This window comes from Edwardsiella hoshinae NBRC 105699 = ATCC 33379 (assembly GCF_000474215.1).
In the GTDB taxonomy this organism is placed as follows: domain Bacteria; phylum Pseudomonadota; class Gammaproteobacteria; order Enterobacterales; family Enterobacteriaceae; genus Edwardsiella; species Edwardsiella hoshinae.
Genome location: NZ_BAUC01000004.1, coordinates 104,176 through 119,110 on the forward strand (window position 1 = coordinate 104,176; position 14,935 = coordinate 119,110).

Below are 14,935 nucleotides of genomic sequence, written 5' to 3' on the forward strand. Positions count from 1 at the left end.
CTTCCCGATTGGCGCGCTGCGGGCGATTTGTTAGCATGGTCGCCATCGCCCGCCCACCGCCTGGAGCCCACATGCATTACGCCCATTACCACTCACCGTTCGGCCCACTGCTGTTGGTCGCCGACGCCGTCGGCCTGCGCCAACTATGGCTGCCCAATGAACTGATCAGCCGCGTGATCCCCTCCTCCTGGAGGCTCGACGAGGCCTATCCCCTCTTGAGCCGTACCCGGTCACTGCTCGACGCCTACTTCGCCGGTCAACGTCCCGATTGGCGCGCGCTGCCGCTGGCGCCGCAAGGCACGCCCTTTCAGCAACAAGTCTGGCAGCAGCTATGCACGCTTCCCTATGGAGAGAGCAGCCACTATGCCGCCCTGGCCGAGCAACTGGGCAATCCGCGCGCCGTACGAGCCGTCGGCGGCGCGGTGGGGCGTAATCCTATCGCCATCCTGATCCCTTGCCATCGCATCCTCGGCAAGGCGGGCAATCTGACCGGTTACAGCGGCGGTCTGGCGATCAAGCAAGCCCTACTGGATCTTGAGGGGATCCCTTACCGCGCCTGAACACGCTGATGTACCAACAGTGTCAGTACCTCGTAATGGGCGGTATGCGGGAACATGTCGAACAGGCGGATCTTATCGATACGGTACTCCGCCAAGCGTTCGATATCCTGTACCATGCTCTGGGCATGGCAGCTGGAGTAGAGAATGTAGGGCGGTGCCATGCGACGCAGGTCGTTGCACAGCGCGGCTCCGATGCCACGCCGCGGCGGATTGACCAGCACCAGCTGCGGTGCGCTGCCAGTCCCGTCGGCGAAGGCAGCGGAATCGAGAGCGGCGAAATTCACCGATACCAATCCCAGACGTGCGGCCGAACGCCGAGCGCAGGCGATGGCCTCGGCGCTGATCTCGATGCCAGTTAATGTCATTTCGGGGGTCGCGCAGTGCAAACCGAAACCGCCGACGCCACAGAACAGATCCCACATCGCCGTCACGCCCAACGCACGTACCCAGTCACGTGCCTCGGCGTAAAGCGCCTCGGCCACATCGGGGTTAGTCTGGAAGAAGCTCTGCGGGCGAATATAGAGCGGCACACCGTTGAAGGACTCCTCCAACGCCTGCTGTTCACTCAGGAAGATCTCCTGCTCCCCTTCCAAAATCGCCATATGCACCGGCTGAATATTGACGCTGATCACCGTCAACCGTGGCAGTTGCGCCTGGAGCCATGGCAACGCCTGACGCAACTGGGCCAGCTTACGTTCCGAACGCAGCACGAAGCGTAGCATCATCTCACCGTTGAGGCGGCTTTCCGTCAACAACAGGTATTTCAACTCACCGCGCCGCCGCGCCACGTTATAGGGCGTCAGGCCAGCGCGCGGAATAACGGCCTTCAACACGGCAAACACCGGCGCGAAGCTGGCAGGATAGAGCGGGCAATCGCACAGATCCACCCCCTCACCATCACGTGTCAGCATGCCCAACAACGGGCGCTCGACGCTACCACTGACCACCATTTTCGCCTTGTTACGCATCGCCTGTTCGGCGCTGGGACGTGCCGGTAGCCACGCTCCCACCGGCAGGCCTTGCAGCAGCGCGGCTAAATGCTGCTGTTTATCGTCCAACTGACGGGAATAAGGAAGGGAAAGCCACTGACAAGAACGACAGCGGCCCGCCTGATACTGGGCACAATGCATCACAACTCACTCGATGGAAATAGAAACGGAAACGCTCGGGGCGGGGAATTGTATCACAGCGCACGATGGAAGTAGCGCCGGCTGGCGGAAGGAATAAACAGCAGCGCCAGGATCAAGAGATCGGGCAACTTCTGGCCTAGCAAAACCTGTAAGATCTGGCCGCCATCCTCCCCCGGGACACTGAATAGCTCGGGATGGAACCAACCGAGCGAGGCCCACAGCATGTAACCGGTCACCAGTAACTGGCAACCGAGGTAGATCCAACGACTGAGCCGCTTGCCAAGCATCATCGCCAAGCCGCAGCCCAGCTCGATCAACCAGAGTACCAGGCTAGCGCTAAGTAGTAGGATCGTCTGCCAACTTTGCAACGCTTCGCTGAGAAAGGCGGCGATACCGCTCAGGCCAAGGGTGACGCACAACAACACCACGCTCGTCAGACGAATACCTATCAGGGCGGTTCCGGCGATCAACACCGGCACCGGGGCCGCAACAAAATGGTCTATCCTTGGCTGTATACTGCTCATCTGTGCCATCGCATCCGGCTCCGCTGGACGTAACGTATTTCATCATAAGGATGATGAACGGCCGATACAAGCCATCGATAACGAATAACGATATTCCATCAAGGCGTTAGCCCCAGCGGAAGGTCAGTGAAGCAGCGGACCGCCACTGGTTTCGGCGCTGAATTCGCCTTCGCCCTCTTCCCCTTCGCCTAAGAACAGCATGCCGTTTGCGCGCGCTTCCATCATCACCATGGAAATTTGCTCCTCGGCCTGTTGCATAAAGGCAGAAAATTGTTCGAACGTAACACCGACGCTGGCATTGAGTGACATGCAGGCAATGAATTTCGGCAGGTTATCATCCTGGATGTCGACAAATGCCTTGACGCCCAACGTGCTGGCATTAATCTGGCTCAATTCCGTCACCAGCGCGATCAACGCCGTAGGACGGACTTCCGCCAGTGCGGTAAACAGGATAGTGTTATCAAGGAGGTCGACTTTCGCGTCGAATACCCCGTCAAAATTCTGCATGTGTGGTAAATGCAGCGCCTGGCAGGAGTCACACTCGAAGAAGGTGGTACCCCGTTGATCCAGCCAGTGCCGTAACACGTCCAGATCGGGGACGATTAGAGGATCCATTGCGCCCTACCTCACAAAGATAAATCGGATAATTGTTATTAGAAAGGGGGCATAGCTTACGGAACTTTGGCCGCTTGCGCCATGCCCGCAGGCAATTTATTGCCGCGTTGACGTCTGGAAAGCCTGCCATCCGCACACACGACCAGGAGATCGCCATGCCGTTATCCCGTTATGCCACGATGGACCCGCTGATGCTGCTGAGCATCATCAACATGAAGTTGCGCGACGAGTGTGACTCACTGTCGGCGTTGTGCGCACGCTACGAGATCCCTCAGCCACAGTTGGAGTCACGCCTGGCCGCTGCCGGTTTCCGTTATTACCGCGACAGCAACCAGTTCATCCCACGCTAAGCTCGCGCCCGCCGACAGCATCACTCGCCAGACGGGCCTCGGCCGCTTAGTGCGTAATCCACCCCTGGCGGTGCAGGTAGTCGAGCATAAAAGGACGGCGCTCCTTCTCCAGCGTACGGCTAATCTGCTCGCTCCAGCTATCCTGCCGGCTATGGTCGCTCCGCTCGGCGTAATAGGCGCTGACATGGGCGTCATAGGCGGCTAACGCCGCACGATCCAACGGCTGGTAGCGGTTCTCGTGCACCAGAATGCTCAACGGTAACCGCGGCTTCTGCTGCGGGCGTTGCGCCGGATAGCCCAGGCAGAGGCCGACCAGCGGCAACACATGCTGCGGACAGGCCAACAACGTGGTCACCTGCTCGATATGATTACGGATACCGCCGATGAATACGCCTCCCAATCCCAACGACTCGGCGGCGGTCAACGCATTCTGTGCCATCAGCGCCGCATCGACGCAGCCCAACAGCAACTGTTCGGCCGATCCCAACTCGGCCTGCGGGAAGATCTGTTGATGGCGCTGAAAGTCGGCACAGAAGATCCAGAACTCGGCCGCCTCCAAGACATATTGCTGCCCGCCGGACAGCTCGACCAGTTGCTCACGCAACGCGCGATCGGTGACCCGGATGATCGAGGTACATTGCAAGAAACTGGATGAAGAGGTAGCGCGCGCCGCCTCGAAGATCGCCAGGCGCTGCGCCTCGCTGATCGGTGTGCTGCTAAATTGACGAATAGAACGGTGATCGCACAACAAATCAATGGTCGAGATCATAAGTTAGCTAGCTCCCTGATGAGTCGCGTAAACGAATAAGATAACGCCGCGAGACGGCATGCTCCGATGCTAACGCGTTCACCCGCTCCGCCGTTGACCCTGGATGCGCCGTCATCGGTCAAACCTTAGCATTGGATAGATGAAATTTATCAAAGTAACAGGCAAATCCTACTTTTTTTTAGCGCGGGCTACAGGCATAGTAATGCGCATTCAAAAGCCCACGCTAACCCCGTTGGGGATTTAGTGGGACTTGCCATTTCCTCTAAGGAGTCCTCTCATGTTTGCAGTGATCTTTGGGCGTCCGGGTTGCCCCTACTGTGTCCGTGCCAAAGAGTTGGCCGAGAAGCTGAGCGCCGAGCGCGATGATTTTAAATTCCGCTATGTCGATATTCATGCCGAAGGCATCAGTAAGGAAGACCTCTCCAAAACCGTCGGTAAGCCGGTGGAAACCGTACCGCAGATCTTTATCGATCAGCAACACATCGGCGGTTGCACCGACTTTGAAGCCTATGCCAAGGCACATCTGGAGCTGTTCAATAACGCCAACTAACACGTGACGACGGCCAATAAAAAAACCGCTACGGCGGTTTTTTTTATGTCTCTAACAGCAAGCCTCAAGCAAAACGGTAAACCACATCATCGGTGATAACTATCGAATAGCATGCTGACCTCGCATCACCGCCGTGAACCAGTACAACAGCGCACCAAACACGCACCAAAACACCATGCTGGCGCTATAGGGCAGCATCTGTAGCACATTCACCTCACACGCTAACCACTGCGTGTGCAGCAGTAGGCAGCAGAGAGCCGCCGCCGATGCGCCGTAAAACACCGTCAAGACGCGGTACCGCTGCGCCAAGGGACAGGCGATCGCCCCCGGCAACATATACAGCAATAATCCGGGACGCATCCCCGGCAAACTGGCACCACCGTCGCCATTCGGCTGACTGTAACCGTGCAACAGGAAAAAAAGCGCCGTCACTAAAAAAAAACAGAGAATAAGAGAAAACCAACGTCGTCTGTTCGCCACCCCATGCCTCCCTACAGCGAAAAGATACCCTTCCCCCCGATGAGGCAAACCGCGAACGGTCTACCCGCAACGAGCGAATCGCTTCCCGGCGCAGAAAAACAACGAACTATCAACTGAGGACGGCTTTTTGCTGGCTGTCCGTCAACCAACCGTCTAAAATGGGCGGTCATACCCATAGGGTATCCACCATTCACCGCTGGCATGTTCTCGGTGAATTCTCATATATTCTACGGCTGAATTTAGCTCTAACAGTCGATCATATCAAGAACCTGATAGTTAACAATAAGTTATTCTACATGAATATTGATGTCGCGAGTTTGTTAACAGGCAATTATATCCTGCTGCTGTTCGTGGTCCTGGCGCTGGGGCTGTGCCTCGGAAAACTGCGTATAGGCTCCATCCAACTGGGTAACTCCATCGGCGTACTCGTGGTCTCCCTACTCCTGGGCCAGCAGCACTTCGCCATCAACACCGATGCCCTCAACCTAGGATTCATGCTCTTTATTTTCTGCGTCGGTATCGAAGCCGGGCCCAACTTCTTTTCCATCTTCTTCCGTGACGGGAAAAACTATCTCATGCTGGCCTTAGTGATGGTCGCCAGCGCCCTGTTTATCGCGCTGGGGCTGGGTAAGCTATTTCACTGGGACATCGGCTTGACCGCTGGGATGCTCGCTGGCTCGATGACCTCGACGCCGGTGTTGGTGGGTGCGGGCGATACCCTCCGCCAGACACTGGTCAATAATCCTCACCTGGGCCAGCTACAAGATCACCTCAGTCTGGGCTACGCCTTGACCTATTTGGTCGGCCTGGTTAGCCTGATCTTCGGCGCTCGCTATCTGCCAAAGCTACAACACCAGGATCTGCCCACCTCGGCCCAACAGATCGCCCGCGAACGCGGTCTGGACAACGACACCCAACGCAAGGTGTTTCTCCCGGTAATCCGCGCCTATCGCGTCGGCCCAGAGCTGGTCGCCTGGGCGGATGGCAAGAATCTGCGTGAATTAGGGATCTACAGCCAGACCGGCTGCTATATCGAACGAATCCGCCGCAACGGCATCCTGGCAACGCCGGACGGCGATGCGGTGCTCCAGGTCGGCGATGAGATCGCCCTGGTTGGCTATCCCGACGCACACGCGCGCCTCGACCCAAGCTTCCGTAACGGTAAGGAAGTCTTTGACCGCGACCTGCTAGACATGCGCATCGTCACCGAAGAGATCGTGGTGAAGAACAGCAACGCCGTCAGCAAGCGGCTCAGCCAAATCAAGCTAACCGACCACGGCTGCTTCTTGAACCGGGTGATCCGCAGCCAGATAGAGATGCCGATCGACGACAATATCGTACTCAACAAAGGTGATGTGTTGCAGGTCAGCGGTGATGCTCGCCGTGTTAAGAGTGTGGCCGACCGCATCGGCTTCATCTCAATTCACAGCCAGGTCACCGACCTGCTGGCCTTCTGTGCCTTCTTTATCATCGGCCTGATGATCGGCCTGATCACCTTCCAGTTCACCGGCTTCTCCTTCGGCATCGGCAACGCCGCCGGCCTGCTGTTCGCTGGCATCATGCTGGGCTTCCTACGCGCCAACCACCCGACTTTCGGTTACATTCCGCAGGGGGCGCTGAACATGGTGAAGGAATTTGGCCTGATGGTGTTTATGGCGGGGGTCGGTCTGAGCGCTGGCGCCGGCATGCGCAATGGCCTGGGCGACGTCGGCGGCCAGATGTTGGTCGCCGGACTGATCGTCAGTCTGGTACCGGTGGTGATCTGCTTCCTGTTCGGCGCCTTCGTGTTAAAGATGAACCGCGCGCTGCTGTTCGGCGCCATCATGGGGGCGCGTACCTGTGCGCCGGCCATGGACATCATCAACGACGCCTCACGCAGTAACATCCCTGCCCTGGGTTATGCCGGTACCTACGCCATCGCCAACGTGCTGCTGACCCTGGCCGGTACTCTGATCGTCATCATCTGGCCCGGCGTGGTGGGCTGACGCTCCACACCCCTCACCGGCGACAAAAAAAGATCATCTTTTTCGTCGCCGGCGGCTGAACTTTCTGCGCCGCTGTCAGTCTGAATTAATGCCACTGCTTTTCTTTGACGTCCCCATATTGAGGAGCCCGATAATCCCGCCGCTTAGGTTCAAGGTTATCGGGTTTTTTATTGCCTGTAGAAAAATCGTTTTATCATCAAACTTGTTACACAAGCAGTGTGTTCGGTGTGGCGACACCCCTTCAATAACCGCCTCGAACCGTACCCAAAGCGGAGGTGATACACCGACAGAGCGGGAAAAACCGGCAGGAGGTGGAGCTGACCACACTGGCGTGGGTAGACGGGTACAACAATCGCCGGCTACTGGAACGACTCGATCACATCCCCCCTGCTGAAGCCGAAAAAACGTATTATGCTGCCATCGGAAACGGGGTTATGGCAGCCTGAGTTCTCAGACTAAAAACTCGCCCAAAAACCCGGTACGGTTCACCGGCTGGATTCTTCATCATCATCATCAAACTATAGGGCAGGATCGTCTCCTGGGGTGGGGCAGTCCAGTTGAGCTCCGGATAAAAGCATTTTGCTAATTCTGGAAGCCAGAAAATATGTTATCCAGAGGAATTTCTGGATTCAAAAATAATAATTTCGCTCGCAACTGCTGGTTACACTAGCCTGCACTAACCACAGACAGGCGCATCACATTCAGTCCAGAATATGGGCCGACAGGGACAGTGATTACCGCTAGTATCATATTTCCGATAATTTCCTCCGTTTCACAACTAGTAGCTGTTATCACCATTTCCATAAAAAAACCAGAGATTATTATCACCTTCACAAGGAGATACAGATTAACACATTAACCAACCAGGAAAAACATCTGTCTTTCACCATGTCTACGATGTAAAAGTCATTGAATATCTAACACATCTGGAATACAGTTTTTGTGGTGCTAAAAAATGGAATATCATAAGCACAAATAATCAAAGGAAGGAAAATGAAAAATAAAACATTACTTATAGAAATGATTTATCGGTTGCCCCAAATGGGAAAGGATACATCGTTTGGGAAGGATATAGACGACGTCCACGAAGTGATCTTTACTGAAAGGAATAAAAATCAGATCGAAAAGATACTCCGTAAATGGGCCTCAGTAAAACAACCTTGTGTTTTCGGAAAGCTGGCCAGTAAAAAAATGAAAGGCCTTGATTATCATCTGTCTGTTATCAATTCAGAGTCAATACTCTCTGATGAAGCAACACTATTTCATTATCTGAAAGACGAACGTCTCCGCTTCAAACAACGTGCGATGAAAGGCGAGGTCAGTGCCCATCTAATATATTTCGTAAGTCCCTATCTCGCTTATGCCCGTCCCTGTAAAGAATTTATGGAAGTACAAAAGCGCATCTGCTCTCTGTATATACCGGAATGCTACCCTGTTATGGAAGACATTATCTATACGGACAGCATCCCCCTCCAGGAGGCGGAGGGAATAAAAATCTACAAAGCAGGGATCAATACTTTCTATTCATCCGCGCATGGCACTAGGAATCATGATCGACGGATACCAGGAGGGTTCCTTATCTCCGTCAACGCGCCGGGGCATTTCATGCAACTGGCACTGAAGAACGGGATCTATGACAGTGAGTTACATTCACTGGAAGATATTAAAAACATGACAAAACAATCGGTCGGCCAGGGAGGCATTTCTCATCCGGGTAAACTGTCAACAACCTGGCACCCGGAAAAAAAGGTTGACAGATATGGTTGTCCCCTGACACATGGACAGGGAGCTTATTACAGCGGCTTTTATCATACAGATGTTCTCATCCCTGGAGCGTTAACATGCGATGACAGAAGGCTTGATAAAATTAACGATCATGATCCGATGATATTTCGCTGGAATGTACTGTTCTATGTCTCTCTGGAAAAGCTTTCAGCAGAAAATCCCTACTATGGTGAATTCATTGGAATTCCGCTTGACGAGGAAGCTGCTTTCTTCAATCCTTTTGCCCCGCGGCGTTATGAAGATGGCCCCCTTTACCGAAAAGAAGAATACCTATGATAAAAGGGATTATCCTTGCCATGCTGGCGGCATTCTCCTGGGGGGGAGCCATCGTAATGAGTAAAGCCAGCCTTGATGAACTCAACCCGGGCTCTCTTTTTCTTTTTCAGATAATTTCTGCTGCAATATTATCATGGGCAGTTCTTCTCGCCGCCAGAACAAATTTCCCGCTAAATAAAAGAAGTATGCTGGCATATTCCACGGGATTATTTGAGCCATTTCTTGCCTACACCCTTACCCTGTACGGACTGGAAATTGTTCCTGTAGGGATTGCATCAGTAATATTCTCTCTGGAATCCGTATTCATCCTGATTCTTTCGGTTGTCATACTACGAGTGAGAGTAGAAACACCCGGGATATTTTCATTACTTCTTTGTACCGCGATGACAGGCAGTCTGATGACCGTCTTACCTGACATCAGAGGGGAAGATGGAAGCCTGGAGGGCTATCTTCTGGTCATTATTGGCGTATTGTCTGCAGCATTCTATGTCGTGATATCGTCGAAACTGGTTGCCGAATTTACCCCCCTGGCCCTACTGACCGGACAACTGACATTTTGTGTTATCCTGTCAGTTATATCTTTACTGATCAGCGGAACGCCAGTCTTACTCCCTGTTAATTCGATTCTGCTCGTCGTTTTCTCTGGTGTCATGCAGTATTTTCTGGCGTTCTTTCTCTACTTACATGCCCTCCAGTGGATTCAGGTACATGTGGCAGGAGTGATGCTTTATTTTATCCCTGTTATAGCACTTGTCCTGTCATGGCTATTTTTAGGTGAAATAATATCCATAGTACAGGCTACAGGGATCATCATGACGATCACCAGTGTGTTCTGGTTAAACAGAAAATATGGACAAAACGAGTAACAGGGACTGCACCCGGTGAAGATTGACGGTATCTGAGGCCTTGTTGAATAAATCGAACTTTTGCTGAGTTGCAGGATCAGATCACGCATCCGCTGACAGCGCAGACAGCCCCGTGGCAAAGCAGACGTTCAGGATCACCAACTGGCACAACGACAACAAAGCCCTCGTCAATCGTGGCTCCGTCACTTTCTGGCTGGATGATGAGGCGACTCAGGCCTGGTACCATGAATGAGTAAGGTTCGTAAATAAGCATCACCTCGTTGGCTTATCCCGAGCAAGACTTGTTTACCACCACTTGAATACTGACGTGGAACCCGTCCTAACCAGGCAGCCAACTGTCGACTATTTTCGAAATTGCTGGCGTTGCCGATAGTCTTAACACTCATGATGACCGCTCCGCTCAAGTAGTGACGATTTATCGTCCCACTGTGGCACAAGATGTAGGGGCGGCCATTCCATTAACAAAGCCGATCTCTTCCTCTAACTCAGAGAAAATAATATCAGTCTTAGAGCCCATCCCAGTAGGCGTGTATTGTTGCAGCCTGTTTGGACACGGACAGCGCGCAACAACCGGAGCGTACACGCAGTACGTGAGGATTATTCGCTTCGCTCACCCTTCGGGCTGCCCTGAAGGGCGTTCAAAACTTTTTGAAGTTTTGTGTGAGCACTGCCCAGGGCCAAAATGGCAAATAAAAATAGCCTAATGGGATAGGCTCTTAGTCACCATGCGCAGCGACTCGCTCAGATGAAGCCTGGCGCGATCCTAATCAATGGTGTGCCCGGGGAAAAATTGTCGATCAACACGCTCTGCTCCAAGCATTACAATCGGGCCGACTGCGCGCCGCCGGGTTGGATGTCTTCGATCCTGAACCGATCCCCGTCGACGATCCGCTACTCCGGTTAGCCAATGTCGTTGCATTGCCGCATATCGGCTCGGCGACCCATGAGACACGCTATGCGATGGCGCGCTGCGCGGTAGAGAACCTGATCGCCGCACTGGCTGGCGATATCCGGCGCAACTGCGTGAATCACCGTTCACGCCATCAATTCCTCCACGCCCTTCGAGCGGAATAAGGTTTCCTTAAGCCTGGCCGCGTACCCTGAGGTTAAACCCGGCGACAACCGCCGCACATTAGCATTGGCGTAAGCAGACGCATCTCCTTATAGTTTAGCGCTTGCCCGCTCGCCACTGACGGGGCGGGTTGTCGTTCTCCTGTTACGCTGTTTAGTGAGTCTGCTTGAATGGAAGAGTTTAACCGCGCCCTGTTTCTGTGGATCAACGCCACGCCCCACGCCCCACAGGCCTTGCTGATGTTCGCCCGCTTCATCGCCAAGGATTTAATCCTGGTAGTTCCGCTCACCATCATCGCCGGCTGGCTCTGGGGTAACGCGGCGCAACTTCCCGCGCGCCGGGTGATCATCAGCCAGGCGACGCTGACCCTGATCATCACCCTCCTGTTGGCCCAGATCATCGGCTGGCTACTGCCCCATCCGCGCCCCTTCGCCATTGGACTCGGCCAGCAGTTTCTCCCTCATGCCCGCGACAGTTCTTATCCTAGCGATCACGGCTGTGCCATCTTCAGCTTCGCGCTGGCCTTTCTGTTTTGGTCGCCGCGCAAGGCTGCTGGTTTGGCGCTGTTGCTCTGCGGCATCGCCATCGCCTGGTCACGCATCTACTTAGGCGTGCATTGGCCGCTGGATATGATCGGCGCGTTCTTGATCTCCCTGGCCTGTTGCGGCCTGGTGCAACTACTCTGGCCCGCTTATGGCAACACGCTATTCATCGCCCTACAGCGCCTTTACCGCCGCCTCTTCGGTTACGCCATTCGGCGGGGTTGGGTACAAAACTGATCTCAGTCGGCGAACCAGTTACAGGCGTGATGCGTGACATGTGACAAATAAAAATGTCACGTAATCATCAAGAAACGGCGTATCATGTAGGGGAAGTAACACAGTATGCTTTCCCCTACGCGTCGTTTCCGCGCAGCTAGGGCGTATTCTGTTGTTGATAAAACTCAGGCATGGCTACGCAGGCCGAGGTGTCTTGCGTTGTATCAAGCGGCGGCCGCCTCCCTCAGGTCCGTCGACGCCATTCACGGAATCACACAGCGAGAGAGATTATGGAAGCCCGGCGTTACGATCGTATCAATCGCCTATCTCAGGCACTGAAACGTACCGATAAGCTGCACCTGAAAGACGCAGCCGAATTGCTGAATGTCTCGGAAATGACCATCCGCCGCGATCTGGCGGCCCAGAACAGCGATGTGGTATTGCTGGGCGGTTACGTCGTACTGGATCCCAAGATCCACCAGAGTGTGCGCTACTTTGTCAGCGATCAGCAGGAAAAACAGGTCAAAGAGAAACGTCACATCGGCGCCCTGGCGGCGAAACAAGTGCAGCAGGACGATGTGGTCTTCTTCGATTGTGGGACCACGGTGCCCTTTATCATCGATGCCATCGATGAGCAGTTGCGCTTTACCGGCGTCTGTTATTCGCTAAACACCTTTCTCGCCTTACAGAGCAAACCCCATTGTCGGGTGATCCTGTGCGGGGGTATCTTTAACCCAGACAGCGCCATCTTCGTCGCCAGCGACGGTGCCAGCGAGTTAGACAACCTCTGCCCGACACTCGCCTTCGTCTCCGCAGCCGGCATCTCAATTAAACAGGGGGCAACCTGCTACAACCTCGACGAGATCACCATGAAGCGTAAGGCACTACTCTGCTCTCGCCGCACCCTCTTAATCGCCGATGCCAGCAAATTTGGCGAGGTGCGCAGCGCCTGGATCGCGCCATTAGAGCAGTTTAGCACCCTCATTTGCGATCAAGCGCCGCCTGCCGAATTAAAGACCTACCTCCATACGCACCAAGTACAATTATTATACTAGCCTCTTGTGTTGCTCACTCAGTTTATCGTTGCCGTCGTTATTACTTCTCCCGTAACGCATAACAACGGCAGCCTAATCTTGCGGTATAAAATCCCATCAAGTTTTTTCTTTCGGTAAAATGTGCCCCCCTAGTCAAACGATAGAATTAATTATCATACATAATATGTAATAGCAGACATGGCCTCTTTTATTATTCATGAATTATCTGAAACGATAACGGTTGCGTTATTTTTCAACGACACGACGAATAATTAACCCGAATTGAAAAATCTTGACTTTAAATTAAAAACTCTTTTAAAAACAATATATTAAAAAAACAACCTCGGCGTAACCTATAAGAGTTATTTGACTGTAATGCAATCAAATAGAGGAAAGTCATGCGCTAGAATATCCATCACATAATATCTACATTTTTTTACTTAACTCGCTAATTATGTTACGTTGTGCGATTCTATTTGTTAAGTCTTTGTTTGACTTTTGACCAAAAATCCGGCAAAAAACGGCTAAAAATAAATGAATATTGCATTTGCGAGCCTGATCACGGACGTTTAAACTGTAAATCTATATCTTTGCGCCCGAAAAATGCTGTAGCACACCAACAAGAAAAGTTGTTTTCTGAACGGATTCAATCGGTTCGCTGTTTTCAAGAAATGGCGAGCGATTACTGTTTGTGCTCTTTTCCGCTCAGCGGCTTTATTTTAACGGATTAAACTTTTTCGTTTTTTCATTAGGAATTATTAACTCACTCAGTTCCCTGATTGAGCGTCTGTTTGCCCATGGGTGAATAGACCGATCAGAACACATGTGTTCAATTTGGAGACACTATGGACACCACTCAAACTGGTACTATTGCTTCTACCTCTGCTGCAAAGAGTGCCTGGCGTAAGTCAGACACCATGTGGATGCTGGGCCTGTATGGTACAGCGATCGGTGCGGGCGTTCTGTTCCTGCCGATCAACGCCGGCGTCGGCGGTCTGATCCCGTTGATCATCATGGCGATCCTGGCGTTCCCGATGACGTTCTTCGCCCACCGTGGTCTGACGCGTTTCGTTCTGTCCGGTAAAAATCCGGGCGAAGACATCACTGAAGTGGTTGAAGAGCACTTCGGTATCGGCGCAGGTAAACTGATCACCCTGCTGTACTTCTTCGCGATCTATCCGATCTGCCTGGTCTATAGCGTCGCCATCACCAACACGGTGGAAAGCTTCATCACCCACCAGTTGGGTATGACGGCTCCGCCGCGTATCATTCTGTCCCTGATCCTGATCCTGGGCCTGATGACCATCGTACGTTTCGGTGAGCATCTGATCGTTAAGGTGATGAGTATCCTGGTGTACCCGTTCGTCGCGGTACTGATGCTGCTGGCCCTGTATCTGATCCCGAACTGGAACGGTGCCATCTTCGACAGCGCCGCCATCGCCAGCTCTGCCTCCGGCAGCGGCCTGTGGATGACCTTGTGGCTGGCCATTCCGGTCATGGTGTTCTCCTTCAACCACTCACCGATCATCTCTGCCTTCGCTGTAGCGAAGCGTGAAGAGTACGGTGATGACCTGGCCGAGAAGAAGTGCTCTCAGATCCTGAGCTACGCACACATCATGATGGTGCTGACCGTGATGTTCTTCGTGTTCAGTTGCGTCCTGAGCCTCTCTCCGGCGGATCTGGCTGAAGCCAAGGCACAGAACATCTCTATTCTGTCTTACCTGGCTAACCACTTTAATACACCGGTCATCGCTTTCGCGGCGCCGATCATCGCCTTCGTAGCCATCACCAAGTCGTTCCTGGGTCACTACCTGGGTGCACGTGAAGGCTTCAACGGTCTGGTCATCAAGTCACTGCGTAGCCGTGGCAAGAGCATCGAAATTGGCAAGCTGAACAAGATCACGGCACTGTTCATGCTGCTGACTACCTGGATCGTGGCCACCCTGAACCCGTCCATCCTGGGTATGATTGAAACCCTGGGCGGTCCGGTTATCGCGATGATCCTGTTCCTGATGCCGATGTACGCCATCAACAAAGTCCCGGCCATGCGCAAGTACAGTGGTCACATCAGCAACGTATTTGTTGTAGTAATGGGTCTGATTGCCATCTCCGCAATCCTGTATACCCTGTTCGGTTAATTAAGCTCGATAACTCGACCGGCGTGTCTTCGCGCCGGTCGTT

At 53.3% G+C, this 14,935-nt stretch carries 14 protein-coding genes and 4 pseudogenes; 12 read left to right on the forward strand and 6 right to left on the reverse strand.

Annotated features, from left to right (window positions below):
- The first annotated feature begins 71 nt into the window (after positions 1 to 71).
- Positions 72 to 560: a methylated-DNA--[protein]-cysteine S-methyltransferase gene (locus EHO01S_RS02070; protein WP_024522394.1), complete on the forward strand. Its 489-nt coding sequence runs from the start codon at positions 72 to 74 to the stop codon at positions 558 to 560.
- Here the strand turns inward: EHO01S_RS02070 and rlmC are convergent.
- From rlmC to EHO01S_RS02085, 3 genes are all read right to left on the reverse strand, one after another.
- Entirely contained in the window at positions 548 to 1,690 is a 1,143-nt protein-coding gene (gene rlmC, locus EHO01S_RS02075) for a 23S rRNA (uracil(747)-C(5))-methyltransferase RlmC (RefSeq protein ID WP_024522395.1), read from the reverse strand. The genes EHO01S_RS02070 and rlmC overlap by 13 nt on opposite strands.
- Before the next feature lie 53 nt (positions 1,691 to 1,743).
- Positions 1,744 to 2,223 carry a YbjO family protein gene (locus tag EHO01S_RS02080; protein ID WP_024522396.1) on the reverse strand — a complete coding sequence of 160 codons (480 nt, stop codon included), beginning with the start codon at positions 2,221 to 2,223 and terminating at the stop codon, positions 1,744 to 1,746.
- 114 nt (positions 2,224 to 2,337) lie between these two features.
- Positions 2,338 to 2,829, reverse strand: coding sequence for a type III secretion system chaperone family protein (locus EHO01S_RS02085; protein WP_024522397.1), 492 nt, complete (start codon positions 2,827 to 2,829; stop codon positions 2,338 to 2,340).
- A gap of 155 nt (positions 2,830 to 2,984) precedes the next feature.
- Between EHO01S_RS02085 and EHO01S_RS02090 the strand changes: the two genes are divergently transcribed.
- On the forward strand, positions 2,985 to 3,179 hold the full coding sequence (locus EHO01S_RS02090; RefSeq protein WP_024522398.1) for a DUF4250 domain-containing protein: 195 nt from the start codon (positions 2,985 to 2,987) through the stop codon (positions 3,177 to 3,179).
- A 46-nt stretch (positions 3,180 to 3,225) separates the two neighbouring features.
- On the opposite strand, the gene nfsA is transcribed toward EHO01S_RS02090, so the two are convergent.
- The gene (nfsA, locus tag EHO01S_RS02095) at positions 3,226 to 3,948 is read right to left on the reverse strand and encodes an oxygen-insensitive NADPH nitroreductase (protein ID WP_024522399.1); all 723 of its coding nucleotides are present in this window, start codon (positions 3,946 to 3,948) and stop codon (positions 3,226 to 3,228) included.
- Between the two features lie 277 nt (positions 3,949 to 4,225).
- Here nfsA and EHO01S_RS02100 point away from each other — a divergent pair, with 277 nt between their 5' ends.
- Positions 4,226 to 4,498, forward strand: a complete 273-nt coding sequence (locus tag EHO01S_RS02100; RefSeq protein WP_024522400.1) for a GrxA family glutaredoxin — start codon at positions 4,226 to 4,228, stop codon at positions 4,496 to 4,498.
- Between the two features lie 99 nt (positions 4,499 to 4,597).
- Here EHO01S_RS02100 and ybjM read toward each other — a convergent pair whose 3' ends face one another.
- Positions 4,598 to 4,978 (reverse strand): inner membrane protein YbjM, encoded by a 381-nt coding sequence (gene ybjM, locus EHO01S_RS02105; RefSeq protein WP_024522401.1) that lies wholly within the window; start codon positions 4,976 to 4,978, stop codon positions 4,598 to 4,600.
- A 296-nt stretch (positions 4,979 to 5,274) separates the two neighbouring features.
- Here ybjM and EHO01S_RS02110 point away from each other — a divergent pair, with 296 nt between their 5' ends.
- From EHO01S_RS02110 to EHO01S_RS18810, 5 genes and pseudogenes are all read left to right on the forward strand, one after another.
- Complete coding sequence (locus tag EHO01S_RS02110) at positions 5,275 to 6,963, forward strand: aspartate:alanine antiporter (RefSeq protein WP_024522402.1); 1,689 nt, start codon at positions 5,275 to 5,277, stop codon at positions 6,961 to 6,963.
- Positions 6,964 to 7,229: 266 nt separating this feature from the next.
- Positions 7,230 to 7,409: pseudogene (locus tag EHO01S_RS18055) on the forward strand (IS3 family transposase); the annotation flags it as partial.
- A gap of 547 nt (positions 7,410 to 7,956) precedes the next feature.
- A complete protein-coding gene (locus EHO01S_RS02115; RefSeq protein WP_024522403.1) occupies positions 7,957 to 9,024 on the forward strand; it encodes a hypothetical protein in 1,068 nt (355 codons plus the stop codon).
- Positions 9,021 to 9,890 (forward strand): DMT family transporter, encoded by an 870-nt coding sequence (locus tag EHO01S_RS02120; RefSeq protein ID WP_024522404.1) that lies wholly within the window; start codon positions 9,021 to 9,023, stop codon positions 9,888 to 9,890. The genes EHO01S_RS02115 and EHO01S_RS02120 overlap by 4 nt, the downstream gene beginning before the upstream one ends.
- Positions 9,891 to 9,958: 68 nt before the next feature.
- Positions 9,959 to 10,113 (forward strand): annotated as a pseudogene (locus tag EHO01S_RS18810) (IS5/IS1182 family transposase); the annotation flags it as partial.
- Here EHO01S_RS18810 and EHO01S_RS18065 read toward each other — a convergent pair.
- Positions 10,106 to 10,270, reverse strand: a pseudogene (locus tag EHO01S_RS18065) (transposase); the annotation flags it as partial. The pseudogenes EHO01S_RS18810 and EHO01S_RS18065 sit on opposite strands and share 8 nt — an antisense overlap.
- A 353-nt stretch (positions 10,271 to 10,623) precedes the next feature.
- On the opposite strand from EHO01S_RS18065, the pseudogene EHO01S_RS18075 reads away from it, so the two are divergent.
- The 4 genes and pseudogenes from EHO01S_RS18075 to EHO01S_RS02140 all read left to right on the forward strand — a co-directional run.
- A pseudogene (locus EHO01S_RS18075) lies at positions 10,624 to 10,964 on the forward strand (NAD(P)-dependent oxidoreductase); the annotation flags it as partial.
- A gap of 168 nt (positions 10,965 to 11,132) precedes the next feature.
- The gene (gene ybjG / locus EHO01S_RS02130; RefSeq protein WP_024522406.1) at positions 11,133 to 11,741 is read left to right on the forward strand and encodes an undecaprenyl-diphosphate phosphatase; all 609 of its coding nucleotides are present in this window, start codon (positions 11,133 to 11,135) and stop codon (positions 11,739 to 11,741) included.
- A gap of 269 nt (positions 11,742 to 12,010) precedes the next feature.
- Entirely contained in the window at positions 12,011 to 12,775 is a 765-nt protein-coding gene (gene deoR / locus EHO01S_RS02135; RefSeq protein ID WP_024522407.1) for a DNA-binding transcriptional repressor DeoR, read from the forward strand.
- Positions 12,776 to 13,599: 824 nt separating this feature from the next.
- A complete protein-coding gene (locus EHO01S_RS02140) occupies positions 13,600 to 14,892 on the forward strand; it encodes an HAAAP family serine/threonine permease (protein ID WP_035370175.1) in 1,293 nt (430 codons plus the stop codon).
- Positions 14,893 to 14,935 lie beyond the last annotated feature (43 nt).

Coding starts and splice junctions, on each gene's coding strand:
- EHO01S_RS02070 (WP_024522394.1), top strand. CDS start 72: ATGCATTACGCCCATTACCACTCACCGTTCGGCCCACTGCTGTTGGTC.
- rlmC (WP_024522395.1), bottom strand. CDS start 1,690: ATGCATTGTGCCCAGTATCAGGCGGGCCGCTGTCGTTCTTGTCAGTGG.
- EHO01S_RS02080 (WP_024522396.1), bottom strand. CDS start 2,223: ATGGCACAGATGAGCAGTATACAGCCAAGGATAGACCATTTTGTTGCG.
- EHO01S_RS02085 (WP_024522397.1), bottom strand. CDS start 2,829: ATGGATCCTCTAATCGTCCCCGATCTGGACGTGTTACGGCACTGGCTG.
- EHO01S_RS02090 (WP_024522398.1), top strand. CDS start 2,985: ATGCCGTTATCCCGTTATGCCACGATGGACCCGCTGATGCTGCTGAGC.
- nfsA (WP_024522399.1), bottom strand. CDS start 3,948: ATGATCTCGACCATTGATTTGTTGTGCGATCACCGTTCTATTCGTCAA.
- EHO01S_RS02100 (WP_024522400.1), top strand. CDS start 4,226: ATGTTTGCAGTGATCTTTGGGCGTCCGGGTTGCCCCTACTGTGTCCGT.
- EHO01S_RS02110 (WP_024522402.1), top strand. CDS start 5,275: ATGAATATTGATGTCGCGAGTTTGTTAACAGGCAATTATATCCTGCTG.
- EHO01S_RS02115 (WP_024522403.1), top strand. CDS start 7,957: ATGAAAAATAAAACATTACTTATAGAAATGATTTATCGGTTGCCCCAA.
- EHO01S_RS02120 (WP_024522404.1), top strand. CDS start 9,021: ATGATAAAAGGGATTATCCTTGCCATGCTGGCGGCATTCTCCTGGGGG.
- ybjG (WP_024522406.1), top strand. CDS start 11,133: ATGGAAGAGTTTAACCGCGCCCTGTTTCTGTGGATCAACGCCACGCCC.
- deoR (WP_024522407.1), top strand. CDS start 12,011: ATGGAAGCCCGGCGTTACGATCGTATCAATCGCCTATCTCAGGCACTG.
- EHO01S_RS02140 (WP_035370175.1), top strand. CDS start 13,600: ATGGACACCACTCAAACTGGTACTATTGCTTCTACCTCTGCTGCAAAG.